The sequence below is a fragment of the Pseudomonas sp. S2_H10 genome (assembly GCF_054668285.1).
Map to the genome: position 1 here is coordinate 2,212,548 of NZ_CP162754.1, position 25,964 is coordinate 2,238,511.

The 25,964-nt window shown below is 56.3% G+C and carries 21 protein-coding genes and 1 pseudogene; 18 read left to right on the plus strand and 4 right to left on the minus strand.

Going from position 1 to position 25,964, the window contains the following annotated elements; genetic code table 11:
- The 10 genes from AB4O16_RS09710 to AB4O16_RS09755 all read left to right on the plus strand — a co-directional run bounded on the left by AB4O16_RS09710 (position 1) and on the right by AB4O16_RS09755 (position 14,783).
- Positions 1–450 carry a very short patch repair endonuclease gene (locus AB4O16_RS09710; protein WP_305989812.1) on the plus strand — a complete coding sequence of 150 codons (450 nt, stop codon included), beginning with the start codon at positions 1–3 and terminating at the stop codon, positions 448–450.
- A gap of 221 nt (positions 451–671) precedes the next feature.
- Positions 672–893, plus strand: a complete 222-nt coding sequence (locus tag AB4O16_RS09715) for a hypothetical protein (RefSeq protein ID WP_160389721.1) — start codon at positions 672–674, stop codon at positions 891–893.
- Positions 894–920: 27 nt separating this feature from the next.
- Positions 921–2,849: a hypothetical protein gene (locus AB4O16_RS09720; protein WP_160389722.1), complete on the plus strand. Its 1,929-nt coding sequence runs from the start codon at positions 921–923 to the stop codon at positions 2,847–2,849.
- Positions 2,824–3,609, plus strand: coding sequence for a hypothetical protein (locus tag AB4O16_RS09725; RefSeq protein ID WP_160389723.1), 786 nt, complete (start codon positions 2,824–2,826; stop codon positions 3,607–3,609). Before AB4O16_RS09720 ends, AB4O16_RS09725 begins: the two co-directional genes overlap by 26 nt.
- A complete protein-coding gene (locus AB4O16_RS09730; protein ID WP_160389724.1) occupies positions 3,606–4,355 on the plus strand; it encodes a hypothetical protein in 750 nt (249 codons plus the stop codon). Before AB4O16_RS09725 ends, AB4O16_RS09730 begins: the two co-directional genes overlap by 4 nt.
- A 644-nt stretch (positions 4,356–4,999) precedes the next feature.
- Positions 5,000–5,509: a BRO-N domain-containing protein gene (locus AB4O16_RS09735; protein WP_160389725.1), complete on the plus strand. Its 510-nt coding sequence runs from the start codon at positions 5,000–5,002 to the stop codon at positions 5,507–5,509.
- A gap of 687 nt (positions 5,510–6,196) precedes the next feature.
- Positions 6,197–8,071, plus strand: coding sequence for a UvrD-helicase domain-containing protein (locus AB4O16_RS09740; protein WP_160389726.1), 1,875 nt, complete (start codon positions 6,197–6,199; stop codon positions 8,069–8,071).
- 4 nt (positions 8,072–8,075) lie between these two features.
- On the plus strand, positions 8,076–11,267 hold the full coding sequence (locus AB4O16_RS09745; RefSeq protein ID WP_160389727.1) for a helicase-related protein: 3,192 nt from the start codon (positions 8,076–8,078) through the stop codon (positions 11,265–11,267).
- On the plus strand, positions 11,257–13,110 hold the full coding sequence (drmB, locus tag AB4O16_RS09750) for a DrmB family protein (RefSeq protein ID WP_460157607.1): 1,854 nt from the start codon (positions 11,257–11,259) through the stop codon (positions 13,108–13,110). Before AB4O16_RS09745 ends, drmB begins: the two co-directional genes overlap by 11 nt.
- Positions 13,110–14,783 (plus strand): nuclease-related domain-containing DEAD/DEAH box helicase, encoded by a 1,674-nt coding sequence (locus AB4O16_RS09755; RefSeq protein WP_160389729.1) that lies wholly within the window; start codon positions 13,110–13,112, stop codon positions 14,781–14,783. The genes drmB and AB4O16_RS09755 overlap by 1 nt, the downstream gene beginning before the upstream one ends.
- Before the next feature lie 789 nt (positions 14,784–15,572).
- Here AB4O16_RS09755 and AB4O16_RS09760 read toward each other — a convergent pair.
- Complete coding sequence (locus tag AB4O16_RS09760; protein ID WP_160389730.1) at positions 15,573–17,351, minus strand: SulP family inorganic anion transporter; 1,779 nt, start codon at positions 17,349–17,351, stop codon at positions 15,573–15,575.
- 118 nt (positions 17,352–17,469) lie between these two features.
- Here AB4O16_RS09760 and AB4O16_RS09765 point away from each other — a divergent pair, with 118 nt between their 5' ends.
- Positions 17,470–18,435 (plus strand): hypothetical protein, encoded by a 966-nt coding sequence (locus AB4O16_RS09765; protein ID WP_460157608.1) that lies wholly within the window; start codon positions 17,470–17,472, stop codon positions 18,433–18,435.
- 119 nt (positions 18,436–18,554) lie between these two features.
- On the plus strand, positions 18,555–18,872 hold the full coding sequence (locus AB4O16_RS09770) for a helix-turn-helix domain-containing protein (protein WP_160389732.1): 318 nt from the start codon (positions 18,555–18,557) through the stop codon (positions 18,870–18,872).
- 127 nt (positions 18,873–18,999) lie between these two features.
- Here the strand turns inward: AB4O16_RS09770 and AB4O16_RS09775 are convergent, their stop codons facing one another.
- Positions 19,000–20,055: an MBL fold metallo-hydrolase gene (locus AB4O16_RS09775; RefSeq protein WP_460157609.1), complete on the minus strand. Its 1,056-nt coding sequence runs from the start codon at positions 20,053–20,055 to the stop codon at positions 19,000–19,002.
- 218 nt (positions 20,056–20,273) lie between these two features.
- Between AB4O16_RS09775 and AB4O16_RS09780 the strand changes: the two genes are divergently transcribed.
- From AB4O16_RS09780 to AB4O16_RS09790, 3 genes are all read left to right on the plus strand, one after another.
- On the plus strand, positions 20,274–20,882 hold the full coding sequence (locus AB4O16_RS09780) for a TetR/AcrR family transcriptional regulator (RefSeq protein WP_460157610.1): 609 nt from the start codon (positions 20,274–20,276) through the stop codon (positions 20,880–20,882).
- A 157-nt stretch (positions 20,883–21,039) separates the two neighbouring features.
- Complete coding sequence (locus tag AB4O16_RS09785) at positions 21,040–22,107, plus strand: diguanylate cyclase (RefSeq protein WP_460157611.1); 1,068 nt, start codon at positions 21,040–21,042, stop codon at positions 22,105–22,107.
- Between the two features lie 81 nt (positions 22,108–22,188).
- Positions 22,189–22,722 (plus strand): DUF1003 domain-containing protein, encoded by a 534-nt coding sequence (locus AB4O16_RS09790; protein ID WP_460157612.1) that lies wholly within the window; start codon positions 22,189–22,191, stop codon positions 22,720–22,722.
- A 6-nt stretch (positions 22,723–22,728) separates the two neighbouring features.
- Here the strand turns inward: AB4O16_RS09790 and AB4O16_RS09795 are convergent.
- Positions 22,729–22,833: pseudogene (locus AB4O16_RS09795) on the minus strand (LysR family transcriptional regulator); the annotation flags it as partial.
- 76 nt (positions 22,834–22,909) lie between these two features.
- On the opposite strand from AB4O16_RS09795, the gene AB4O16_RS09800 reads away from it, so the two are divergent.
- A complete protein-coding gene (locus AB4O16_RS09800; protein ID WP_460157613.1) occupies positions 22,910–23,620 on the plus strand; it encodes a CTP synthase C-terminal region-related (seleno)protein in 711 nt (236 codons plus the stop codon).
- A 141-nt stretch (positions 23,621–23,761) separates the two neighbouring features.
- On the opposite strand, the gene AB4O16_RS09805 is transcribed toward AB4O16_RS09800, so the two are convergent.
- Complete coding sequence (locus AB4O16_RS09805) at positions 23,762–24,088, minus strand: DUF2025 family protein (protein ID WP_460157614.1); 327 nt, start codon at positions 24,086–24,088, stop codon at positions 23,762–23,764.
- A 211-nt stretch (positions 24,089–24,299) separates the two neighbouring features.
- Here AB4O16_RS09805 and AB4O16_RS09810 point away from each other — a divergent pair, with 211 nt between their 5' ends.
- A complete protein-coding gene (locus AB4O16_RS09810) occupies positions 24,300–25,427 on the plus strand; it encodes a glycerophosphodiester phosphodiesterase (RefSeq protein ID WP_460157615.1) in 1,128 nt (375 codons plus the stop codon).
- Between the two features lie 214 nt (positions 25,428–25,641).
- The gene (locus AB4O16_RS09815; RefSeq protein ID WP_460157616.1) at positions 25,642–25,950 is read left to right on the plus strand and encodes a PepSY domain-containing protein; all 309 of its coding nucleotides are present in this window, start codon (positions 25,642–25,644) and stop codon (positions 25,948–25,950) included.
- Positions 25,951–25,964 lie beyond the last annotated feature (14 nt).

Sequence of the window (25,964 nt, forward strand, 5' to 3'; positions counted from 1 at the left end):
ATGGCTGGCATCCGTGGTAGCGATACATCTCCGGAAATAAAAGTCCGGCGCATGCTGCATCGGTATGGTTTCAGGTATCGCTTGCATCAACGGAATCTACCTGGAAGACCCGATCTGGTGCTCTCGCGTTATCGGGTCTGTATTTTTGTTCACGGTTGCTTCTGGCACAGACACCCCGGCTGCCGATACGCGACCACTCCGAGAACCAATGACGAATTCTGGCGAACAAAGTTTGACCAGAACGTTGCCAGGGATGCCAAGAACAAGGAGAGTTTGTTGGCATCAGGGTGGCGCGTTTTCGAACTGTGGGAATGCGGCATACGTGGGCCGGAAGCCGAAATTATCTGGATCTTGGATGCGATCAGGGATTGTAATCAAAAATCCGTCTCTTGGCCTGACCTCTTTATGGGTAAAGCATCAGAAATTCGCAGGTCAGCTAAGCCAGACTGACAAAAAGCCTAGACGCCGATTCCTAATTTTCTCCGACTTAGCCTTCTCCCAAACGCCAAAAAATTTACGCCGCCCCTCCCTTCCCCCTAGCAAACGTCTTTTACAAGACGACTACCAGCAAACCGCCCACAAAAAAACTTGACGACTTAGCAAATATTTACTAAATATTTACTAAATATTCGAGAAAAACCTGATTTATTTGTAGGATATGTGAGACCTCAATGTCAGAAAAAAGAGAAAAATTCGTAAGGCTTGCAGAGCAACGTGTAAATCGTGCTCTCAACGACGTCCGTCTGATCGGAAACCTTTCCAACAGAAACGCCTACAGCTTTACCGACGAGGACGTAAAAAAGATCTTTAAGACTCTACAGAAGGAGCTGGACCAGGCCAAAGCGCGCTTCTCTGACGCTGAAAATGCCTCTGGTGGCGACTTCAAGCTGTAGCAGAAATTGATCTGGATCCACTACTAGTTGGGAGAGTTTATTGTGGTTCATTGGCAGTTCCGCCCGCTAAATCCGAACGAGACTTCGGGGTCTAGCATTTCAGACGACAATTTCGCGGACGAAGAGCGCACCAGCGTTGAAATTCTCGTCCGCGAAACTCTCCAGAATCCATTGGATGCGCGAAGCAGCGAAAGCGTCGTTCGCGTTGAATACAAGCTGGTCACGGTGGACTTAGCCACCACCAAGTTCGCTCGATCCATCTTCTCAGACGATTGGATCAAGCACTTCCGGGCCGGCGAACTGATAGAGAGCGATGCACTCCCTGCCGAGATGAGGTTTCTTGTCATCGAGGATTTCGGAACGACCGGTCTGGAGGGCTGCTACACGGACTCCTCATGTGAGGGCTCGACTGAAAATTGGAATGCATTCTGGTTCCGCGAAGGCGAAGGCGCGAAAACGACAAAATCCAATGGTGGGGCTGGTCAAGGAAAAATCACCTTGTACTTGGCTAGTAAGTTGAGAAGCGTTTTTGCCTTAACTAAGCGCAAATCAGATGGCGTCGACCTTCTCTTCGGCTGCTGCCGCTTCAAACGTAACTACAAGCTGCCCGACGACAATAGGCGCTGGGCAAAGGAAGCAAGGTGGGGAGCAATAAGTAACCCTAACGAACTGGCAGTCCCCGTCGACAGAACTCAGATGCTTGACGGAATTAAGGCCGAACTCGGATTAGCTAGGGGAGCAGAAGCCGGCACGACCTTCATTGTCCCTATGCCAGCAGAGGACATCACGGAAAAGGCGTTGCGCAATGCCGTGGTCAACGAGTTCTTTTTCGCCATCAATCGTGGTCGCCTAGTGGTGAAAGTCGGCAATGTTACATTGGATACGTCAAGTATTGCCGGCGTGGCGGATGACATGGGAGGGGATTGCCGGCTGATCAAGGGTTATCGAGAATTTCTCGCACTAACTGCGAGGGACGTAAATGTAGCGGCCACAGCCACAGCGAAGGATTCATGGTCGAGAGAAGCGAAGCTGACAGTTAGTGCATTCGAGGAGGCTGAGCTGACATCATTGAAGGAAAAATTTGGCACCTCCGAAATGGTTTCGGTGGATTTCCTCATCCCAGTCAAAAAGAAACAACCGAAAGAAACTTCAACCGCAAAGTTCCGCGTTTTCCTCCAGCAAGACGAAAACGCAGAGCAGAGCCAGGAGCTGTTCGTTCGACAAGACTTAGGAATCGACGGCGAAAAGAGATTGAAGGCGGCACGGACCATCGTTCCGGTGATGGCGCTTACCTTCATACAGGATCCCAAACTCTCTGATTTGCTAGTGGCAGCCGAAGAACCGACCCATCGCAACTGGAATGCTCGGCGGCCGAAGGTTGTGGCTCAGTACTTTTCGCCCAATGATGCGCTGAATGCGGTTCGCAACGCAGCGCTTCGACTAGTACAACTGATCTCACCGGAAGGCAAGAAGGATGAAACAGCCTTGGCGGTTTATTTCGCCGATCCGGCTTCCGAACCTGCCAAACGTTTAGGTGGTGGCGGAGTGACGCCGGAAACACCCAAGGGTGAGCAACAACCGCCGAAAGAAATTCCGAAGCCAAAATCCAAGCCTGTTGTACTCAAGATTCTCGATGACGGATTCGAGGTTCGTGCGAAAGCAGCAGAAGGAATCACTTTCCCGATTGATTGCAAGATTACTTTGGCCTACGCCACTGTGGTGGGTGACGCATTCAAGCTGTGGGATGCCGCCGACTTCTGGATCGGTGATGATTCGTTGTATCCACGTGAGCATTCAGGGATTTCCGAGCCTGCCACTGCACTAAATACGATGAGCTTCCGCTTGGACGATGAGAACTCTTGGCTGGCAGTTGACGGCTTTGATCTCAACCGACAGCTTGAAATCCGCGTGAAGTATCAGGAGGTGTCCGATGGGGCAAATAACGAGGACAACTAATCCCACCCGACTGAGGCAAATCGACAAGAAGCATTTCGTGGTACGAGTCAGAAATGATTCCTCTAACGGCAGAGTTTTCTGGCTGGACAGCTTCGATTATGGGGCGGCTGATCTTGATCCTTCCGTGCAACTGGGCTGCATCGTCCATGCTGGAAGTACAGAAGAATACTTCGAACTTGGCCCTTTGTCCGATTTCAAGAAAACGCCTACGAGCATCCGGGATATCGCCACCGACAAGCCGTTGAAGTTCAGGTTCATTTTTAACAGACCGGGCGAATCATTGCTCGTCGGATACACGGATGGTGTCAGGGCATTGGATGAGGCCGGAAATCTCGGCTCCAGCTTGGTGGACATCGAGCCCACCGATCTGCACGGCATAGCTTGGAAACTTGTACTTCCAGAGGGCAAGGGGGCCGGCGAAAAACCGAATGTGCTAGTGGAACGATCTTTGTTCCCCACCGCCGTTTCTGCAGTAAATCAACCTTGGTTTGGCGTTCTTGTTATGCCTGAAGTCATGCGCCAAGTTGCAATAGCAATAGCAAAAGACCCATCGGCACTCGATGACTCGGAAACTTGGATTGCAGCATGGGCGGACTTCATAGCCGCATTGGGTGCTAATCCTCCCATCGAGTTCGAGGAAGACGACATTCTAGCTCAAGAGGCTTGGGCCGATGACGTTGTCACGAGGTTCGCAGCAAAGGGAATTTTCAAACACCACATGGCTGTGGCTTTGGCAGAGATGGAAGGTGAACAGTCATGACGAGTCAGGTCCGATCACTGAGTGAAGTCGGCATCGCCAAGCTTGCAGCATGGATCGACAACCCTACCAGCGCAGCTCCAAAAGAGCTTTTGAAGGACGATACATTTACCGATGTTGTAGATGGTGAATACCAGATCGATTTGTCCAGAAACTTTTCAACCAGCTTCGAGCTGGGAGAATATTTGGCAAACCAAGTTTTTGTAGGCAACGTGGACCGATTTGCCCTCTTGTCGAATCATGGTATGTGGGCATGGATTTCGTTAGTTTTCATCGAAAGCTTGGTGAGTAAAAGTCGAGGCACTGGTGTAGGAAAGCCTTTGGCAAAACCGCACTACATCATGCAGTCTCCGCGACTAGCCTACCGCCTGGTTGCTCGAACTGCATGGGACCTGGTAAGTCTACATGGGGCGGCAGCCAAGGTTGCCTTGGGTTCCCTGAGATCACCATGGGGTGAAATGGCCGAACAGATGACGTCGCGCCAGGAAATCTACGCCCATCGAAGTTTTTGGCCGGTAGCCAATTCGCTCTACGCCATGCCTGATGGTTCGGTAAAAAAAGGGGTGACTTCTCAGCGCCTGAAGAAAGATCGCTGCGACCCGAAGAGCAAAGCCGGGTTAGGTGGCATCCGTCGCCTACCTTTCACCTTCAGACAATTCGAGCGCACTTACAATTTGCGTCAGATGGCCAGCGAGGAAATTGCGACACTGCTGCCGAGTGAGTACGTCAAGTGGCGTGCGGGAAGCTGATCAAACAATCCGAAACTGCGCACTCAAAAACAGATTCACCAGAAACTGGTTGTGCGCAGTTTCTCACATCGCACAGGAGTGCATGCGAGTCGATTTCTGGCAGAGCAAGCCTAGTGAAGAATACTGAAAGACATCTCAAAACCCAGCAAACACTAGGCAATTTATAGCTGGTGGGTGACCACTGGGAATGCCATACAAAAAACAGAGATTTCCTACGTCTTAAGATCCAATATACGTTCAATGTATGATGCCTAAGGCCTACATACCTTTTGCCTCAAAAGTTTGTCGTTTTTGTAGGGTTGACTATACAGCGTTGAGCCCCTAGGCTTTCGATTCGGCGCCTAAGAAACGCCTTAAACCAGAGCGGTCCTCCGCACCCGACAGTCATGCGGCTTTTTTTCGTCTGCGGTTTCTCTACGTCTGCGAAAAATCCCCGTTATGTCGGGAGTGGGCGAATACAAGACCCGAAAGGGGAATATGTCCGGCCCGTCTCTGGTGGGTTTCTTAGCTCCCGACACCCTTAACGAATGCCCTAAGAAAGCAGCCAGAGGTAATGGAAATGCCTGACTATCCGACCTTCACGATGAAGGTGAATCGCCGTACCCACAGATCCAGCCACGCGCTTCCGCTCCAGGAGGCACGCCATGCCTGAATCACTCAAGCCTACCCTTTTCACCCGTCACAACGTCAACCTGCACGCTCTTCTTCTAGAGAACCAGGCGTGGTTCTGCGCGCATGATCTAGGGCGGCTGATGGGTAAACACCTTGATGAACGTATGACGCGCAAACTCGATGCAGATCAGAGACAAATGATGTTCGTCGATGTTTATGGCGCTGCGAAAGAGCGCTTGATGGTGAGCGAGTCAGGTGCGTACGCGCTGCTGATTTATCACTACTACCCTGAGAATCGATTACTGCGGGAGTGGCTGACTCATCAGGTGGTACCAGCGCTGCGTGATGCACGGCCATCTGGAATGGTGGAGCGTCCGACGCTGAGTGTGCTTGATTGGCCGAAGATGTCACTCTGTATGCTGCATTGGCAGGATGAACCATGGATTCGGTTGCGGGATATGCCGTGTGTGTTGGCGGATGATCCGTTCAATCGGCGTGAGTCTTGGTGGAGGAAGGCATCGCGATTGATGCGCGGATTCTGATTTCGTCCATCTCAAAATCCGCTGTTTAATTTTCAGACAGCGGACTTTTTATTTCGCCCTGTCTTCAATGATCCCAATCCGTATTATCTGATGCACCGCATTTGCTTGTTTTGCGGGTATTGCACGGATCTGCCCACCCGTTTGCTTTCGACTTGAACTGTCATTCGCATCGGATTTGACCAGCACGTTTCGTAACTATGACCGGTAGAGAACGCCTCTGAGCTGCAGGCGGACATCGGTAGAAATCGGTCCAGTCCGCCAGCTCTCCACACAGTACCGCTACAAAGCGAACGGTTACAGCCAGCTATAGTGTCCGCCACAGACAGTATCAGCTAGGGCTGTCTAAGGTTCGATGACTCCCCCATCCAAGAAGGGCCTCTCTTTTTGGTTCAGAGCTCTAGCCTCGGGGCCATTCACCCCTCGGGAATACTCACCCGAAAACGCCCACCACTGAACCACCTCCTGCGCCCTTCTGTAGAGATTACGCAAAAAACAACTCTATAAGGCCTTTCTTAATGAAGGCATTTTGCCTGCAAATGCAATAAAATATGTTTTTTCTGGCCCTCCGCAAGCTAAAGTGATTTCAGAGAGGGCCAAAAAGACCGAATGCTGGTTGAAAGTAAGAGACCGCTCTTACTCCTCGCAACTGCAAGTGATCCTCGAGCTGAAGTAAGGAACTCTTTAGCCATGAATATTGCTGGAAATACGGTTCTTGATTCAGGCTGGGATGCAGAGCAGTTTCGGGTGATCGAGGGGAGTCCGGATGCCCGGGTCGTCGTCGAGGCGGGCCCCGGAACGGGAAAGACGGCTGTCGCTTGCGCGCGCCTCGCCTATTTGATTGCTCAAGAAGATCTTGAGCCCAGCAACACTTGGATGATCAGCTTCACGAGGGCTGCAGTAGCGGAGATTCGTGCGCGGCTGCACTCTTACGTTGGCGATGCTTCCTTTGCTATCAGGATTGCGACCATCGACTCGCATGCGTGGTCCATCCATTCCGGGCATGATCCGAGTGCCAGGCTGACTGGATCCTACGAGGAGAACATAGACCGAGTCATCGAGCTGTTGAAGACAGACCCAGATGTGGCAGACGAGCTGTCACAGATAGAACACGTCGTAATTGACGAGGCGCAAGACCTCGTTGGGCGGCGAGCGGATCTGATCGAGGCTCTAGTGGAGCGGCTGCCTTCGGACTGCGGGGTCACCGTTTTCTCCGACGAGGCCCAAGCAATCTATGGCTTTTCTGACAACAGCATCGAGCGCCGTAATGGGGATGGGGCCGAGCAAGGGCAGTCGTTGCTCGGCCGTTTGCGGTCCGAGAAAGTTCTGGGTTTCACAACACTGGTCCTGAAGGAGATTTATCGTACGTCCTCTCCTGGGCTTCGGAAAATTTTCTCGGAATTGCGCCACGATATCCTCGACAAAAAAAAACACCGCGACGGATTGCATGCCGAAACAGCGGACAGAATCCGAGAGTTGGCGGACCAGAGCGGGCTAAATTGGATCAATATGAAGGTTGCCGATTTCACCAGCGACGATCTTCTTCTATTCAGAACTCGTGCTGAAGTACTCATGGCGTCGCAGTTCTGTGAGCTTCCCCATCGGCTACGTCTATCAGGGTATGGCGGAACCCTGCCGGCATGGCTGGCGATCTGCTTTTTTGATTTCGTAGACCCATTCCTCGCAGAGCGGCATTTTCTCGACCTCTGGGCCTCGCGCATAGAGGGAAAGGCTGCGCCTCAGTATGGGCCTGTCGAAGCTTGGCGGCATCTCATGCGCGTCGCAGGACGTCAGGATGGGTCGATCGACATACAAAAACTGAGGCGGCGGCTAGGCCAGCCCCGGCCCCCGGTCGAGCTGACTCTCCCTGATTACGGCCTACAAGGGCCGATCGTAGGGACGATCCACGCGAGCAAGGGACGGGAGTCGAGCAATGTCGTTCTGCTGCTACCGAATGCTACGGAATTCGAGTGCATTGAGGATGAAGCCGAAGAGGCCCGCGTGCTTTTTGTCGGAGCTACGCGCGCGCGCGCATCCCTCATTGTTGGAGAGAGTAGCTCCCTCAGAGCGTCAACATTGCGATCGGGACGGGGTCATCGCTCGACGAGAAAACGCCAATCGGTGATGGTCGAGATTGGGCGAGACGGCGATATAACGTCGCGTGGTCTTGTCGGTTGTAACGAGTTCAGCGCAGCGGATGCATCGGCAAGCCAAGCTTTTCTAACCAGGGTCGCCGATGTTGTCACCACCTACAAGCTGGAAGCTGACCCCAATCTAGATTGGCGCTACAGGATCCATACCGATAGCGACAACCTCTGTGTTGGTGCACTGTCCCGCAACCTCACGCACGACCTCTGGGAGATACTTACGTACAGAAACCAGAAGCAAAGCCACAGGCCACCGAGCTACGTGAACCATGTGAGAGGTCAGGGCTGTGAAACGATCGTTCTGGGCCCAGACGACAGTGATCTCGAAACCCTTCATGAGCCTTGGGCCTCCTCTGGTTTCGTACTCGCACCGAGAATCGCGGCGTTCCCCCCCTTCTACTTTCATGGCCGGAGGTAGCGCCATGCAGGACAAATCGCAGGACAGAGATATCGTTGCTATTAGACTTGCCGAGGATTTGGTCGGGCCACGTACAGAGGGTGAAAAACTAACGACACGTCCATCCGATGTCTATCTCACCGGCATCCTATGGCCCCAGCACACGGCAATGTTCGGGGAAGATGATGAGAGACTTGGATCTGCGGGGGTCGGTTCGGGCGAGGAGAGCGACGGTGAGGCCGAAGTAGTCAGAACTGGGTCTCTTCAGAAGCCATCCGTTGCAGGCATATCGTTCAGCGTTGCTTCCATCGGCACACCACAAGTACGGGTCATCTGTAGCTTCGCTACGTACCGGATCGAAAAGCTCGACGATGTCGATATTTGGGTTCGACAGCCACATATAGTCGATATTCCAAGTCTCGATTTATCGGCAGGCCCAACGCGGAAGATAGCGCTTGCAGCGCTCTGCAAGGGGCTACCCGATGTCTCGCTCAATGTCCGATCCATCAATGCAGGGAACGCCGTCTTAGCTACTCTGACGCTCGTGAATTCGGTCGTGCCAGAACAGGGCCGAAACGAGATCGAAGCCGCATCGCTATTCCAGACAGAGCTTCGCATTGAGCCCTGCGAGGGCACTCTTTTAGTACCGAAGCCCCCTATGCGTGTCATCTCGCTGCCTCAAGTAAAAAGCGGTAGGACCAGCTCTATCAGCGACGAGGAAAGCGGAGCACTGCTGTACAGGAATGTGGCCGAGTTCGCTGTCGGGCACGTCTGCTCGGCCGAATGGGAGCATGACAACCATGCAGCCGATGTTCGACCCTGTGCACTATGGGTGGGAACGACGTGGGTCCCCTCCGCTATTGTCGAGAGCGTCGACCCGAATGGTCATGTCTTCTTTACCGAGCTTGGAAAAGAGCACGGAGCCTTCGATCCGCTTTCGGCCGAATCTCTGGCTTCCGCCGACAGAACGACGCTCCAGCAGGGACTGCAACTCTTTTGTGATACCTACGAGCGTTGGATAGGAGTGCAGCGCGAGCGACTCGATAGTGTGATGGAGGTGAGCTCCGAGCTGAAGTATATAGCTGAGGCACATCTTGCCCGATGTGATGAGGCGCTTGAACGCATCTCAGCATCTGTTCTCGAACTCCACACTAATCCGCGACTTCAGAGAGCATTTCAGCTGGCGAATCTCGCTATGCACTTGCAGCACTCGTGGGACAGCTCAAAGAGCCAACACGGTCCTTTGCGCTGGCGTCCTTTTCAGCTGGGCTTTCTTCTGCTGAGTGCACCGTCCTCGGTTATCCGCGAACACAAGCATCGAGGAATCATGGATCTCCTTTGGTTCCCCACCGGGGGAGGCAAGACCGAGGCCTATCTCGCACTGATCGCATGCATTGCTGTATATCGTCGGCTCTCCGATGACCCGGCTGACCATGGTGGTGTCTGTGCCCTCATGCGCTACACACTACGACTGCTGACGACACAGCAGTTCGCACGGTCGGCGGCCATGATCTTGGCATTAGAGGCGATACGTTCTGGCCGGGCGGCATCTCCTGATGGCTTGCCACTTCAAGGTGATGCGCCATTCTCGATTGGCCTTTGGGTCGGAGGAGATGCAACCCCCAACAAGCGCGCAGATGCATTTGCTTCTCTTCGAGGGGCATTGGAGGTGGCATCACCGAAGCAGCTCACTTGCTGCCCCGCATGTGGCGAGAAGCTGCAATGGTCGATGGCGAGTGCAACCTCGCCCGTTGACGCCGAATGCACGAATAGTTCGTGCAAGATACGCGGAATATTGCCCGTCTTTACAGTAGACGATGACGTCTACGAAAACCGGCCGACGTTGTTGATCGGAACTGCCGACAAGTTCGCACAGATCGTCCGCGAGAAGAGAACCAATAGACTGTTCAGTATTTCAGACGGATCTCCACCTGATCTCATCATCCAGGACGAGCTGCATCTTATCTCCGGTCCTCTCGGAACTATCGCTGGTTTGTATGAGACAGCATTCGACTTGCTATTCGCCGCGCGCGGATATCGCGCAAAGGTCATCGGCTCTACAGCAACAATCCGTAGGGCGTCAGAGCAAGTGCTGGCACTGTTCGATCGTGAAGCATTCCAGTTCCCCCCGCCAGCAATTGATCACGACGACTCCGGCTTTGCAGTTCGTGATCGGCGGCCGAAAGCGGTGGGAAGACGCTATCTTGGTATCACTACGGCCGGTAGATCGGCAAAGTTCACCCTGCAGGCCGTCGCAGGCTCATTGTTGCAAACTGCTTCCGCGGCATTCAGCGATGATGTTCGCCGAGATGCCTACTGGACGCTCGTCGGGTACTTCAACTCAATTCGTGAGCTTGGTGGCGCGCTTGTCCTCATGCAGGACGACGTTACTGACAGTATCGCGCTCTACGCTAACGCACGCAGCGAAGAGAAAAGATCCCTCAGGAACGTTGAGGAGCTGACTTCCAGAAGAACACAGGAAGAAATCCGCGAGATGTTAGACGTCCTAGACATTAAAGTCGGGCTTCCTGGTGCAGTCGATGCGGTATTAGCGACGAATATGGTCAGTGTTGGCGTGGACATCTCCCGGCTAGGACTGATGCTGGTCAACGGGCAGCCCAAGACAATTGCCGAATACATCCAGTCCACCAGCCGCGTCGGTCGAGGTGAGGTGAGCGGGCTTGTAGTCTCTGTGCTCAACAACGCCAAAGCACGTGACCGTTCACATTACGAGACGTTCTGCAGCTGGCATCGCACACTCTACAGGGATGTAGAGGCAACGAGCGTCACCCCATTCGCCTCACGGGCTCGCGACAGGGCATTGCATGCAGCGCTAGTGGCTGCTGTACGTCATCTTGTTGTCGACATGCTCGACTCTCCTCGAATGGATGATGATGCAGAGGACGAGGCTATGGATCTCATCGACCTGATCGTCGAGCGCGCGAAGCGGGTCGATCCCGAGGAGACGGCCGTAAGGGAAGAGCTTGAGCGCCGTCTTGACACATGGCGAACAAGATCCCCTGCGGTGTACTGGAGCGACTACAAGGGAGGGGGTTCTCTTCTCCAGAGTGCAGAGCGGGCCGCGGCTCGTCGGGCTGCCAACCGCGAAACGGGAGCTGCTTGGCCAACCCTCAACTCCATGCGGACCGTGGAAGCTGGAACCCCTTTCAGGATGGCCCCTGTTCTCAGGGCAAAGGATGACACGCATGAAGAATGAACTTCAGGATCTGCGACGCAGCGCAGTTGTTTCAACTTTCGGCCCAGGCTCAGTTGTAGACTTCAGGGCTGGTGGAGGAGCTGTTTCGGGCATAGCTGCTGGACTGGAGGAGTGGGATCGCTCGTTTCCTCCTGCAGGACTGGCCCACCCACAGGTGACCCGCGAGCCACGCTTACAGAAGAAGCTTGGTGTTAAAGGTTTCAGGACTCCCCCTGTCACGTTTGAGCGGAGGAAAGATGACGGACCAGATACCAGGCGTCTTGTCGCCGTGCGTTTTCCGAAATGGCTGCAATGTCCGCGCTGCGATATCGTCAAGCCGGAACGCCGATGGGCAAACGATCCGGGCGAGGCCTATCGCTACTGTCCGACCTGCACCGAAAAGTCTCCTGGACGCGACAAGGTCTTCGTCATCCCGGTTCGCTTTGTCATGGCCTGCAAGCATGGTCACTTAGACGAGTTTCCTTGGGACTGGTGGGTGGCGCACAAGTCGGAGTGCTCGACTTTGAAGCGTGATAATCCGGAACGCCATCCCGGTCTTATACTTCGAGCGGAAAGCCCAGGACTTGCCGGTCTCATCCTCAGTTGTCCGAAATGTGGTGCGCGTCGGTCGATGGACGGCGTTTTCTCGAAACAAACCTGGAAGCAAGGTCCGAAATGTCGGGGGAATCGACCATGGCTGAGCGACGGCTACGAAACATGCGACAGGGAGCAGTATGCCGTTCAGCGAGGTGCCTCCAATCTGTACTTTGCGGTGACAGAGTCAGCCCTCAGCATCCCGCCTTGGTCTGACCGTCTCCAGGAAGTTCTAGGTGAATGGTGGAGTTCTCTTACGAATCTTGATGACCCGTCGAGGTTGGAGGAGTACATCGGGATCCTTGCCATGGGTGATCTGGAAAGCATTCTGCGGGAACTGAAGATGTCGCCCGCGGAGTTGGCAGATGCGATCCGGATCCGCCTCACGTCGTACGAACAGTTGCAAACCGACGACCTGCGTCCGGCAGAATATCGGCAGTTCGTCACCGAACTCGGTCGCAGCCGGACCTCCGACTTCGAAACCCGTAGAGAAGCTGTATCCCCAGAAATAGCTCCCTGGATCTCCCGAGTGGTGCGGGCTGTGCGCCTCCGCGAGGTCCGTGCAATCAAAGGGTTCACCCGGATCAACCCGCCGGGCGACCCGGACTCGCCCGAAGTGGCACGGCTCTCCAAGGTTCCGCTTGATTGGCTACCGGCGATCGAGGTACGTGGTGAAGGCATCTTCCTTGCGCTGAATGAAAAGCGGCTGTCCGATTGGGAGAATCGACTGGATGTCAGTGCACGTGCATCCGAGTGCGAGGCTAAGCACCAAGCGAACTGGAAGGAACGGTACGGAGACGACGCAAAGCCACCTCAGGAAATCACCCCGCGATACATGCTGTGCCACACCCTCGCGCACGCTCTTATGCGCCAACTGACTCTGGAGTGCGGCTACTCCTCCGCATCGCTGCAGGAGAGGATTTATGCCGGGATTGGTGATGAGCGCATGGCCGGGCTTCTGATTTATACCGCGACACCAGACTCGGACGGAACTCTTGGTGGTCTTGAGCGGCAAGGAAAGGCAGGCCGCATCGAAGGCATTCTGCAGCGTGCAATCGACGCGATCGAGTGGTGCTCATCCGATCCACTCTGCATCACGGATATGATGGGGGCGATCAACAGCTATTCACACTCAGTTTGCCACGCCTGCTGTCTTGCTCCGGAGACATCATGCGAAGCTTTCAACAGCTTCCTTGACCGCGCTCTCTTGATCGGTGATGGGACAGATTCGGGACTTGGATATTTCGAACACATGCTGAGGAGAGGCTGATGGCGGTGCTCTGGCCAAGGAGTTTGCCACGTTCGGTACTGGACGATTCGAAGCGCTGGGCCGAGGTTCAGGTTTACAACCGCCTCGCCGAAGTTCTCGACGACACTTTCCATGTCTTTTACTCGAGTCCTTGGCTGGGGACCGATAGGTTGGGAAATGAAAAGGACGGCGAATGCGACTTCCTGATCGCACACTCCCGCTACGGTATCCTCGCGATCGAGGTCAAAGGGGGGAGGGAAATCTCGTTCGACCCGATGGATGCTCAGTGGCGCAGTACAGATCACCGTGGCTTCGTTCACAAGATCAAAGACCCGGTGTCGCAGGCACGTAGTGCAAAGCATGAGATTCTGAAGCGCCTCAAGGAATCAATGAGAGGTACAAAGCGTGTGATACATGCTGCTCATGGGGTTATTTTCCCAAGTGCTGGATCACCTCGTGGCAATCTCGGCGCTGATCGCCCGGCTTTTATATTCTGTTGTTCAAATCAGTTTCAGCGAGGTCTGCATGAGTGGATCGCAGATAGGCTGAAAGAAGGGCAGCTACCTGATAACTATGATTCTCTCGGTCGCGACGGTATAGCGGCGCTGGAGAGATTGCTGGCACATCCCTTCACCCTGAGTTTCCGCATCGGTGCCGCACTTGCTGAAGCTGAAGGAACGTTCCGCGTCCTTGAGCCCTCCCAGTACCATATCCTCGATGTCATCGCCGATATCCCGCGGGCACTAATTCAGGGTGGTGCAGGCACAGGCAAAACTGTAGTGGCGATCGAGGAAGCGCTGCGCTCCGCCGCTACTGGCAAGAAGACACTTCTGACTTGTTACAGTCGCCCGTTGGGAATTGTCCTTGAACGAAGACTGAAAGCCGTAGCGAACCTAACGGTCGCAAGCTTTCACATGCTGTGCGGGCGCATGGCAGGTCAGGCAGGAGTCCAGACACCTACCGGCATCAGCGAAAGGGAACTCTATGAGAACGTGCTGCCTGATGCCCTCTACAGTGCGATGGAAATCAAGCCTGCGCTTAAGTGGGACACGATCATTGTTGATGAAGGCCAGGACTTCCGTGCCGAATGGTGGATCGCGATCGATGCCTGCCTGAACAGCAATGGTCACCTCCGTGTTTTCATGGATAGCAATCAGAATGTCTACGACAGCGTAGGGAATGGCATTCATGATCTGAGCGTAATTCCCGTTCGGCTTTCCCGAAATCTTCGCAACACAAAGAAAATCCATGAGGCCGCTTCGGTGCATTATTCGGGCCACGAGATAATTGCCGATGGGCCCGACGGCCTCGAGGTTTCTTGGATCAACGCTGATAATCCTGGGGCGAAAATTGAAGCTGCGTACAGGGAGCTTCGACGGCTCATAAATAAGGAGGAAGTGGTTCCGGGTGACATAGCAGTTCTTGTCAACGGACCCACCGGCCGGACGAGCTTTCTCGAAAAAAGCTTCGGGACAAATATTCCGTTTACAGACGCCGAAACACTGGTGCTCGAAGATGTAGTTGTCGATACCGTACGGAGGTTTAAAGGGCTGGAACGGCCGGCAATAATTCTCATTGTCAGCGGCGACGAAATGGAGCGTCGCGAACTGGCTTATGTCGCGTTCTCGAGAGCACGGGCCTATTTGTGCGTTGTGTGTTCCGAAAATGACGCACGGTGGCTTTCAGAAAAGTAAAAACACAATGACTAACGTACCACCATTCGGTTTTCGTACGTAACAACACTGAATAGGCTCCGTATCCCCTGAAACCTCCGAGGCCCACCAAGAGACGCCATGCGAATGGCCCCTGATACTAGGACATATTGGGGTGTCCACTTTGGGCTGATTTTTGCCTATCGCCACCGGCAGTTATGGGTAGTTCTCTGCCCGTCATGGTTACGAAGCATGCTGGTGGAATCCGATTCAATCGGTGGGCAGATCGAACGCAACAAGCGGTCAAGTGGAGTGCAATTTCGCATTGGAGCCACTGCGTGACCCAACGGGGATAAATCCCCTCGCCACAGCTTGGTGGTTGGCTTGAGAGAGGTGGTGATTGTGGGCATCGCAAACTGGCAAGTTCACACAAGTTTGGTGGGTAGTCATTGATTTGCAGCGTATTGAAGGCAGTGCAACCCGCCCGCCTCCCGCTATTAATGCCCTTCCCCGCGTGAGCCCAAGCCCACCATGAAATTCGACCTCGTCCGCTGCCTAAGTCTCGACGAAAAAACTGCCGGTTTCGGTGTGAGCGCCAATCCTGCGGGAACCAGTTCCGATACGGCCCACAGCTCTGCGGATACTGCCCTGTACCATGCAAAACGCTCAGGCCGAAACAGTGTAGATGTGGCAGACGAGCAATACTGCTGAGGTACCTCCTACATTGACGCTGTATCTGAGAAGCGCGAATCGGCTCCCGCCGGATTTGCACTTGATCAAGGCGATTGAGTGCGCCCCAACCGCCCTCCCAGCGCTTCAGCCAGTCGCCGCTCAGCGCTGCACCTCCCCCTCCACATAATCCACCCGATAATTCGCCACATAACTATCCACCGCCGTCCCAATCGTAGGAAAAAACGCCGTCTCCCCCAATCTTGCAAACAACCCAAACCGCTTCAGCTTGTCCTTCACCGGATCCTTCATCTCGGCAAAGCACAACTCGATCCCCGCCGCATGCAACCTGTCATCCAGTTCGGCCAACATGTCGGCAGACGTCACATCGACACTGGTGACCGGTTCTGCGGCGACCACCAGCCAGCGCACAGGCGTGGGTGATGCCGCCACGGCGTCCAGCGCGCGGTCGCTGAACAGTTCGGCGTTGGCGAAGAACAAGGGGGCGTCCCAGCGGAACAGGACCAGGCCGGGGATCAGGCGTGCGTCGGGGTAGCGTTTGATGTCGTGGTAGCCCTTGACGCCGTCGGCGCGGCCCAATACTGCGGAGTACGGGCGCCAGGCGTCCCAGAGGAATTCGATGATCGCGATCACGATGGCCAGGCCGATGCCTTCGATCGCGCCGAACACGGCCACGCCGACGGTGCAGACGATCGACAGCCAGCATTCCCAGCGCTGGATGCGATAGATCCGGCGCAGGTCGGTGATTTCGATCAGGCCAATGGCCGAGGCGATCACGACGGCCGCCAGGGCGCTGGACGGCAGGTGTTGCAGCAGGTTGGGTGCCACCACCAACAGCAAGGCGACCGCCAGTGCGCCGACGACGCCGGTCATTTGGGTTTTGGCGCCGGCGGCCTCGGCCACGGGCGTGCGTGACGAGCTGCTGCTTATCGGGAAGCCCTGGAAAAAACCGGCGGCGAGGTTGGCGATGCCGAGGCCGACCATTTCCTGGTTCGGGTTGACGTAGGTTCGGGTGCGCGCCGCATAGACGCGCGAGAGCACGCTGGTGTCGGCGAACGAGACCAGTGCGACGGCGCATCCGCCGATCAACACCGGGACGATGTCGGCGCGGGTGATCCAGGGGATGGCGAAGCCGGGCAAGCCTTGCGGGAGCGAACCAAGGACCGACACACCGGCGCGTGTCGCGAGGTCGAGGACACCGACGGCGACTGTCGCGCCCACCACGGCGATCAGGATGCCCGGCAGGCGCGGCCATCGTTTGAGCAGCAGGATCACCGCCAGCGTGAGGCCGCCCACCATGAAGGTGATCCAGTTGATCTTTCCCTCCGTCAGCGCCGAGACAATGGCCGCTATGTTTCTCAAGGGGCCGTCGGATTCAATCGAAAAACCGAACAGCTTGGGCAACTGGCTAATCAATACGGTCAGTGCGATGCCGTTCATGTAGCCGTAGCGGATCGGTTTGGACAGCAGCTCGGTGATGAAACCCAGGCGCGCCATACCGGCCAGGATACATACCGCTCCCGAGACGATCGCCATCATTCCCGCAAGGGCGACGGCGCGCTGCGGGTCGCCGCCGGAGAGTGGAATGATGACGGCTAGGATGACGGCCACCAGGGAGGAGTCCGGTCCCATCACCAGAATGCGGCTGGGGCCGAACAAGGCATAGAACAGCAGCGGAACGATGGTCGCGTAGAGGCCATAAATGCCGGGCACGCCCGACGCCACCGCATAGGCGATACCGACGGGCACCAGCATGGTGGTCAGCACCAGGCCGGCGACGATGTCGTCACGCAACCATGCCCATTGGTATTCGCGCAGCACGCCCAGCCCCGGTAGCCAGCGGCGCCAACCGTGCCGTTCATCCCGGCGGGCTATGCGGCCCGGTTCCGGTAGAGGGGGCGAAGCATCTGAGTGGCTCATAAACCGCCCTGTTTGATGGACGATGCAGACTCGGCGATATCGAAGTGATCTCATTGTAGCCCTTGCTTCGAATGCGCCATCACTGGAAGCTGGTCACCTAATGGATTTGGAACCCGACATGAAATTCGACCTCGCCTACTGCCTCAGCCTCGACGAAAAGCTGTCGATCTATGACGTTCGGGATCTGAATTTCGACGAGACGATGGCGTTCGATTCGGCGAAGGAGCATTTCCAGTGCCCGAACGATGCCTGCCGTCTGGCGTTCGATGCGACCAATGAGTTGGGCACGTTCAACGCCAGGAATGTGAATTACGTGCGCACGCCGCACTTCAAGAACCTGCCGAGTACCCGGCATGTCGAGGGCTGCCCTTATGTCAGCTTGAAGACACCGGCGCCAGGTGTGGATGAGGCGGAAACGGATGATAGTCGCGAGGAAAACTTTCCGTCGGAATTGTTACTGAGCCGGCGTGAGTATGTGCGCAAGCCCAGCGTACCGGTGGTGATTGCGGATGGCGCCCGGGATGAGCCGATGGCACCCAGGGCGGCCAGCCATGTCGAGCAACCGAGCCGGGATTCGACACCGGACAAGACCAGCGTCTTCGCCCATCCGGTGGAATGCTTCGTTTCAAACTTCGACGACAAGGATTTGCTCAAGCGCGTGCCGCTGAAGATTGGCGAGCACACCGCGCCTTACGGGTCGTTTTTCAAGAAGATCGAATACCTGCAGGACAACAAGGGGCTGATTTACTGGGGCAAGGTCAAGGAGATCAAGGACTACACCCAGAGCTTTCGCATCGATTTCGAGAAGAAGGTCTGGTTCGAGAAGAAGCCTTACTCGGTCAACGTCTACCTGAGCAAGAAACTCATCGACAGCTACCGCAAGCGCAAGGCGTTCCTTGAGGAGATCAAGCATGCCATCGAGAGCGGGCGGGAGTTGTATTGCTTCTTTTATGGCGTGACGCCCGAGCTGAAGCAGGTGCCGAGCAAGAAAAACCCCGAGCAGACGTTCGGGGTGTTCAGCGCCAACATCGAGAATCTGGATCACTTTATCGTGCGGGAGGCGCCGGGGTTGGCGGACAAATAAGGGCAGTGCCGTTCGTCTGCCTGAAAAGACAAATCAAAAAATGCATTTGATCCGGGCTCAAAACAACTGTACAAAAACACAGTATATTTTGACCAACACTCTCGAGCCCGGAGAACACCATGGCCTCTCAAGCGATGAAAATCACCCTGGAACGTATCGCCCTCTTCCAATTCACCCCGGCCCACTGCGCCCAGGCCCGAGCGATGCTGGGCTGGAGTGTGGAAGAGCTGTCGCGGGAATCCCGGGTCTCGGTACAGGCCATTCAACGTTTCGAGGCGCGCCAGGAGGTGCTGGATGTCACGCGCCTGGCGTTGGCCTATCGGCTCGAGGCCGAAGGGTTGGTGTTTTTCCCGGGGTTCGCGCCGGGTCGGGGGATGAATGTGAAAGGGTCAACGCCGAATCCGGTGGGGCGGGCGGATTTTGCGATGGTGGAGTGAGCCGATTCATCGGTTGACGATAAATGGCCTTCTGTAGGAGCGAGCTTGCTCGCGATGGACTAAAGGACAACCTGTTTAGTCAGGAAATCCGCGTTATCGTTAACGTCCATCGCGAGCAAGCTCGCTCCTACAGGACAGCCACCACCCGATCACTCTCCCCTTCCACCGCCAGCCACCACGCCCCACCGCGCTGCGGATGCATCAAGTTGAACGCCTCGCCCATTTGCGGTGTGGTGATCGATACGTTGCGTTCCCAGGCCAGGGCCAGGATGCGGTCGAAGGGTTCGTACCAGGCGTGCATCGACAGGTCGAAGGTGCCGTTGTGGATCGGCAGTAGCCAGCGGCCCTTGAGGTCGAGGTGGGCTTGCAGGGTTTGTTCGGGTTGCATGTGCACGTGCGGCCAGTCGACGTTGTAGGCGCCGGTTTCCATCAGGGTCAGGTCGAAGGGGCCGTGCTGTTCGCCGATGCGTTTGAAGCCGTCGAAGTAGCCGCTGTCGCCGCTGAAGAAGATGCGTGTATCGCCGTCGATCATCACCCATGAAGCCCAGAGGGTGCTGTTGCTGTCGAACAGCCCACGGCCGGAGAAGTGCTGAGATGGGGTGGCGATAAACTGGATGCCATCGACTTCCGTGCCTTGCCACCAATCCAGTTGGCGGACTTTGCTGGCGTCGATGCCCCACTTGATCAGGGTGTCGCCGACGCCCAGCGGGGTCAGGAAGTATCTGGTCTTGTCCGCGAGCGTGAGCACGGTCTGATGATCGAGGTGGTCGTAGTGGTCGTGAGACAGGATCACTGCTTCGATCGGTGGCAATTCTTCCAGGCTGACGGGTGGCTGGTGGAAACGCTTGGGGCCGGCCCATTGCACGGGCGAGGCGCGCTCGGCGAAAACCGGGTCGGTGATCCAGAACTTGTCGCGCAACTTGAGCAACACTGTGGAGTGGCCCAGGCGATAGACGCTGTGGTTGGGCGCGGCGATCAGCGCTGCTTGAGTCAGGGCTTGCACCGGTACGGGTGCGCTCGGGCGGGTGTTTTGCGGTTTGTTAAACAGCGCGTTCCACAGGATGCCCATGGTTTTGCCAAAGCCGAGACGTTGAACCGGCGTGAAGTTCTGATACTGCCCTTGAGCCTGTCGGGACGCTTCAGGTGTGGAGGCGTTGTCCGCCGGGGAGTTTGAATTGGCCATGACTGAATGACTCCAGAAAAACCGCGTCTGACGCGATTCTCCGCTTCGGGACGATTTAAATGGCCAAGGCACGCACGCATCAGCCGGACTTTCTATTTTTACCGGGCAGGATTAACAAAACATTACACTGCACAGTGTAGTTTCTAGGTTGCATCAAAGTCGTTCGCAAGTAAACTGCTGAGTGTAATTCTTCCCCTTGACCCTGCCGAAGCGTACTTATGACAGCTCCACAGCGCCTCACCGACCGAAAACGCCAAGCGATCATCCAGGCTGCGATCAACGAATTCCGTGACAACGGTTTCGAGATCACCAGCATGGACAAGATTGCCGCCACTGCCGGCGTGTCGAAGCGCACGGTGTACAACCACTTCCCCAGCAAGGAAGAGTTGTTCGCCGAGATCCTCAATCAGTTATGGATCCGGGTGACGGCGGAACAGGAAACGTCCTACCGGCCCGAGCTGCCGCTACGCGATCAACTGCGCGTGTTGCTGATGGCCAAACTGCAAATGTTGGGCGATGACAATCTGCTCGATCTGGCACGGGTTGCCATTGCCGCGACCATTCATTCCCCGGAGCGGGCGCAGGACATGGTGGCCCGAATGGGCGCGCGCGAAGAGGGACTGACGGTGTGGATTCGGGCCGCTCAAGCGGATGGCCGACTGAAGGCCGTGGCTCCCGAGTTCGCCGCTCAACAGATCCATGGCCTGCTCAAGTCTTTTGCATTCTGGCCGCAGATTTCCATGGGGCAGCCCAGCTTGTCCGCCGAGGAGCAAAATACGGTGGCGGATTCCGCGCTGGACATGTTCCTGGCCTGTTACCAGCTCTAGATCAGTTGCCTGGAGCACAGGCTGGAATTAAATGGCTTCGAAGGACACTGATTATTCCGGCTGGAATAAATGACAATATGCGCCGACTTTACCGATGGACGGTAATTCTAAACCCCATGCAGTAAAGTGTTTCGGAATGAATCTGGCGCAGGGAATTATGGATAATCAACACGGCAAGGGTTTGTCATTTGCCAGACGCATCTACATGCCTCGAACCATTGGCTTGGGCATCGGCAGTTTCAGTGTGGCCGCCGCACTGTATCCGTTGCACCTGCCGGTCTGGGTCTGGGTTTTGTTGGCACTCAATGGTTTTGTCTGGCCGCATCTCGCTTATCAACTGTCGAGTCGCTCGGCTTTTCCCTACAAGGCCGAACGGCGCAATCTACTTTACGATTCGCTGTGCGGTGGGTTTTGGGTCGCGACGTTTCAGTTCAATCCACTTTGCACCGTGACTATTCTGGCGATGATGGCGATGAACAATGTCGCCGCCGGTGGCCATCGGATGTTCCTGTTGGGCAGTCTGAGTCAGGTGGCGGGCATGATGATTGCCTGGTCACTGTTCGGCGCGTCATACACCCTGTCGACCACGCAACTGCAGGTGTGGGCGTGCTTGCCGATGCTGACGCTCTACCCGTTGGCGGTGGGCATGGTCTGCTACCGGTTGGCGATCAAGTTATCTGAACATAAACGTATGCTGAGCGCCTTGAGTCGCACTGACAGTTTGACCGGACTGCTCAACCATGGTGCCTGGAAGGACTTGCTGCAACTGAAGTTTCGCGAGTGCAGCCAGCGTCATCAGCAGGCCGCCATCGCGCTGATCGACATCGACCACTTCAAGGTCATCAATGACACCTACGGTCATATCATCGGTGACTCAGTGTTGCGCCAGTTAAGCATTGAGCTCAAATGCAACCTGCGCGAAAGCGATTTGGCCGGCCGCTATGGCGGTGACGAGTTTTGCGTGATCCTGCCCAACATGCCGCTGAACCAGGCCATCGACGTTATGGAGCGATTGCGCAAAGTGTTGCAAGACTATCGGCATCGGGAAGTGCCCGAGTTGCGGGTCAGCCTGAGTATCGGCCTGGCGGCTTATCAACCGTCGTTTACCGATGCAACGACCTGGCTCGAGGACGCTGACAAAGCCCTGTACATCGCGAAAAACACCGGGCGCAACAAGGTCAGTGTCAACCCAGGCAGCATCGGCCTGGAAACGTCGACCGCATGATGTAACAGCTTGACGATTGCGCTGCTCGAATGACGCTGAGGCTATAGTGAGCCTCAGTCCCAGCGCCAGACAGAGAGCATCATGACCACCACTCGCCACGACACCACCGCCCCCGTCGACCACCTGCGTTTCCATCGCCCGCATGCCCACCTGGCGCCGACCTTCGGCAATGACAAGTTTGCCCTGCGCGCCGAAGCCTTTGCGCGGTTCTTCGGCACCCCGACTTTTCTCGGTGCACAAACGCTGATCGTGGTGGCCTGGGTGTGCCTCAACCTGTCCGGTTTCACCCACTTCGATGCGTACCCGTTCATCCTGCTCAACCTGGCGTTCAGTCTGCAATCGGCCTATGCCGCGCCGTTGATTCTGTTGGCCCAGACCCGTCAGGCCGCGCGGGACAAGGCCCAATCCGATGCCGATGCGCAGCACCGCGAAGCGCTGGCGATCGCCAACAGCGAGCGGCAGGCGGATGCCGCGAAAAACGCCGCGCAACTGCTGGAGTTGCTTGAGCAGAACACCCGTCTCACGGAAATGACCAAGGCCCTCACCGAGCGCATCGAAAGCCTGACCACACAAATGCACGAACATTTCGTGCCCAAACATGAGCCCAAGGCCTGAACGGTTTCACGGCAGTTTCAGTGCCCGTCCCAACTCATCGAACAAGGTGACCACCGAGCGCAAGGCACGGCAGTCGGGACGGGTCAGCAGCCACAGCGCGGTGTCGTATCCGTGCAACGGCTCGCTCAGCAGCTAATAACGCCGATCTATAGTGGGCACCAGGAATCAACAAGTGCAGAGGCTATCCATGGAAAACCATCCGATTCGCATCGCCCTGATCGGTGACTACGACCCGCAAGTCACCGCCCACCAGGCCATTCCCGTAGCCCTTGAGATGGCCGCGGAACACAGTGGTTTGCATGTGCAATGGCAGTGGCTGGCCACCGATGAAATCCACGCCGAGACAGCGCTGCACGCATTCGATGGTTTCTGGTGTGTACCGGCCAGCCCCTATCGCAACGTGGACGGCGCATTAACAGCGATCCGTTTTGCCCGCGAACAGCAGCGACCTTTCCTCGGCACCTGCGGCGGTTTTCAACACGCCGTGCTGGAATACGCGCGCAATGTGCTGGGCTGGTCGGATGCCGAACACGGCGAGACGGCGCCCGATGCCGCACGGGCAATCCTCACGCCGTTGACGTGCGCACTGGTGGAAGCGGTCGATACCATTCACTTACGTGAAGGCTCGTTGCTCGCCCAGGCGTACGAAAGCGCCGAGATTCATGAAGGCTATCGCTGTCGTTATGGGGTGAATCCGCAGTTCGAAGAGGCGCTGCTCAAGCGCGAACTGCACGCTGTCGGCCACGATTCGGAACAGGGACTGCGCGCAGTCGAACTCAGCGGGCATCCGTTTTTTGTCGCGACCTTGTTCCAGCCCGAGCGGGCGACGCTCAAGGGCGTCTTGCCGCCGTTGGTTGGCGCCTTTGTCGAAGCTTGTTCGGGGCGCTCCAGCCTGTAAATGATGCGGTGTGCTTGAGGCAGCCATCGCGGGCAAGCCCGCTCCCACAGGGATCTCCAGTGGACACAAATTCTGTGAACGCCAGAGATCCTGTGGGAGCGGGCTTGCTCGCGATGAGGCCAGAACAGTCACCAAAAAAACTCAACCCTGAACCAAACAACGAACCGCCGAAATCTCCGGCACTTCCACCCGACTCATATACACCCGCAACGGCTCGGTGATGTTGATCCGGTCATCGATGTTCTGGTCCAGCAGCAACTGAATCAATTCGCGCTTTAACGTCATGGTCTGTTCAGGCCCCGGGGCCCAGACGAATTCGCTGGTCGGGATGATGCCGTCGTCCGCCACGTCCATGCCGAACGAGTCTTCGCTGAAGCGCACGATGTAGTGGCCGGTCTTGCGGTTGAGGCCAACGAAGCCTTTGAGTTGGTCGGCAGCCTGGCAGATGAGCTGGGAGGTGATGCGCATGGTAAACCCCGCAATGGTGAGCATTGATTTGCACGCAGGGCCTGCGTTTCCCTCTGCCGGGGAAATTGCAGGGCCCCAGCGTACTGCAAACGGGTGCACAAAAGTGCTGACGAACATCAGCTTTAGACAGGTTTATGTCGGTCTCGCGATAGCGCCTGCAAAGATCAGTTGTTAAAAGGGACTGCTCACTCATCACGAAAGGAACTCGACCATGCCTGCAACCTTTACCAAAAGCGCCCTGTTCTTGAGTCTGTTGCTCGGCCTCGGCCAGGTGCAGGCCGCCAGCGAACCAGCTCCCGCCGCGCTGGCGACGCGCCTGGGCATTCCGTATCCAGCGGTGATCGCCCACCGTGGCGCGTCTTTCGATGCACCGGAATCCACCGCGGCCTCCTACAAGACCGCTCGCGACCTGGGCGCCGACTACCTGGAAATGGACCTGCAGCGCAGCAAGGACGGCGTGCTGTTCGTCCTGCACGACAACAACCTGCAACGCACCACCGACGTCGCCAGCAAATTCCCCGAGCGCAAGGACAGCCCGGCCAATGCGTTCACCATGGCCGAACTGAAAACCCTGGATGCGGGCAGCTGGTTCAATGCCGCGTTCCCGGATCGCGCGCGTCCCGCCTTCGCCGGCCTGAAGATTCTGACCCTTGATGAAATCATCGACATCGCCGAGGGCAACGCCCTGCACAAGCCCGGCCTGTACATCGAGACCAAGGAGCCCAAGCAGTTTCCCGGCATCGAGCACGACCTCAAGGCCAAACTTCAGGCGCGCGGCTGGCTGAACCCGAGCGAATCGAAACCGGCGAACAGCCCGCTCGCGGTCGGCCAAGGCAACGGCAAAGTGGTCCTGCAGACCTTCGAGAAGAGCAGCCTCGAACTGCTGCAAAAGGAAATGCCGCAGGTGCCGAAGATCCTGCTGTTGTGGGTCAGTGAAGGCAGTATCGAGCCCAAGTCCAACGTGACATTTGCCGAGTCCGGCGAAAAGGACAAAGCCGCTTACTACGCCAAACAGCAACCGAAGGACAAAGCCGAATTCCAGCAATGGGTCGACTACGCCAAGGCCCAGGGCGCCATCGGCACCGGCCCGTCCGCCGCACTGAGCGAAGGCGGCGACCAGAGTTATTCGGACCTGGTGCAACCCTGGATGAACCAGTACACCCACGACCAGGGCCTGCTGGTGCACGTCTACACCATCGACGATGCAGTGGACTACCAGAAAGTCATGAGCGCCGGGGTCGACGGTATCTTCACCAATCGCGCCAGCGAGTTGTTGAAGTTTTATAAACGTCCGGCGCCGGCGAGCGTGGCGCAAGTGCTAAAGAACAACGGCTACTGATCCAGAATCGCGCAAAACCCTGTGGGAGCGTGGCTTGCCCGCGAAGAGGCCATCAGCTCAAACATCAACGTTGGCTGACACTCCGCTATCGCGGGCAAGCCGCGCTCCCACAGGGATTGGATTGATACAGGACATGACGGAGGTTTTAAGGGTGGATTAAGTTACACACGCTAACCTGATCTCACTTAAACGGATCACCCAAGGAAAGAATCCCATGAAGACCCTGACTGCCTTGTTCACCGCTGCAACCCTGACCCTCACCGCGGGCCTGGCCCAGGCTAAAGATGTTCCCGTCGACCAGATCCCTCAGTTGGTCAAGGACGGCAAGATCAAGCCGCTGGAAGAGTTGAACCAGATCGTGTTGAAGCTGCACCCGGACGCCACCATCACCGACAGCGACCTGGACAAACATTCCGCTATCTACGAATACGAAGTCGAACTGCGTGACGCCAGCAATGTTGAATGGGACGTGGATTTGAACGCCGCCACCGGCGAAGTCCTGAAGAACAAGCAAGACGACTGATACACACAGTAAAG

Coding starts and splice junctions, on each gene's coding strand:
- AB4O16_RS09710 (WP_305989812.1), top strand. CDS start 1: ATGGCTGGCATCCGTGGTAGCGATACATCTCCGGAAATAAAAGTCCGG.
- AB4O16_RS09715 (WP_160389721.1), top strand. CDS start 672: ATGTCAGAAAAAAGAGAAAAATTCGTAAGGCTTGCAGAGCAACGTGTA.
- AB4O16_RS09725 (WP_160389723.1), top strand. CDS start 2,824: ATGGGGCAAATAACGAGGACAACTAATCCCACCCGACTGAGGCAAATC.
- AB4O16_RS09730 (WP_160389724.1), top strand. CDS start 3,606: ATGACGAGTCAGGTCCGATCACTGAGTGAAGTCGGCATCGCCAAGCTT.
- AB4O16_RS09735 (WP_160389725.1), top strand. CDS start 5,000: ATGCCTGAATCACTCAAGCCTACCCTTTTCACCCGTCACAACGTCAAC.
- AB4O16_RS09740 (WP_160389726.1), top strand. CDS start 6,197: ATGAATATTGCTGGAAATACGGTTCTTGATTCAGGCTGGGATGCAGAG.
- AB4O16_RS09745 (WP_160389727.1), top strand. CDS start 8,076: ATGCAGGACAAATCGCAGGACAGAGATATCGTTGCTATTAGACTTGCC.
- drmB (WP_460157607.1), top strand. CDS start 11,257: ATGAAGAATGAACTTCAGGATCTGCGACGCAGCGCAGTTGTTTCAACT.
- AB4O16_RS09755 (WP_160389729.1), top strand. CDS start 13,110: ATGGCGGTGCTCTGGCCAAGGAGTTTGCCACGTTCGGTACTGGACGAT.
- AB4O16_RS09760 (WP_160389730.1), bottom strand. CDS start 17,351: ATGAGCCACTCAGATGCTTCGCCCCCTCTACCGGAACCGGGCCGCATA.
- AB4O16_RS09765 (WP_460157608.1), top strand. CDS start 17,470: ATGAAATTCGACCTCGCCTACTGCCTCAGCCTCGACGAAAAGCTGTCG.
- AB4O16_RS09770 (WP_160389732.1), top strand. CDS start 18,555: ATGGCCTCTCAAGCGATGAAAATCACCCTGGAACGTATCGCCCTCTTC.
- AB4O16_RS09775 (WP_460157609.1), bottom strand. CDS start 20,055: ATGGCCAATTCAAACTCCCCGGCGGACAACGCCTCCACACCTGAAGCG.
- AB4O16_RS09780 (WP_460157610.1), top strand. CDS start 20,274: ATGACAGCTCCACAGCGCCTCACCGACCGAAAACGCCAAGCGATCATC.
- AB4O16_RS09785 (WP_460157611.1), top strand. CDS start 21,040: ATGGATAATCAACACGGCAAGGGTTTGTCATTTGCCAGACGCATCTAC.
- AB4O16_RS09790 (WP_460157612.1), top strand. CDS start 22,189: ATGACCACCACTCGCCACGACACCACCGCCCCCGTCGACCACCTGCGT.
- AB4O16_RS09800 (WP_460157613.1), top strand. CDS start 22,910: ATGGAAAACCATCCGATTCGCATCGCCCTGATCGGTGACTACGACCCG.
- AB4O16_RS09805 (WP_460157614.1), bottom strand. CDS start 24,088: ATGCGCATCACCTCCCAGCTCATCTGCCAGGCTGCCGACCAACTCAAA.
- AB4O16_RS09810 (WP_460157615.1), top strand. CDS start 24,300: ATGCCTGCAACCTTTACCAAAAGCGCCCTGTTCTTGAGTCTGTTGCTC.
- AB4O16_RS09815 (WP_460157616.1), top strand. CDS start 25,642: ATGAAGACCCTGACTGCCTTGTTCACCGCTGCAACCCTGACCCTCACC.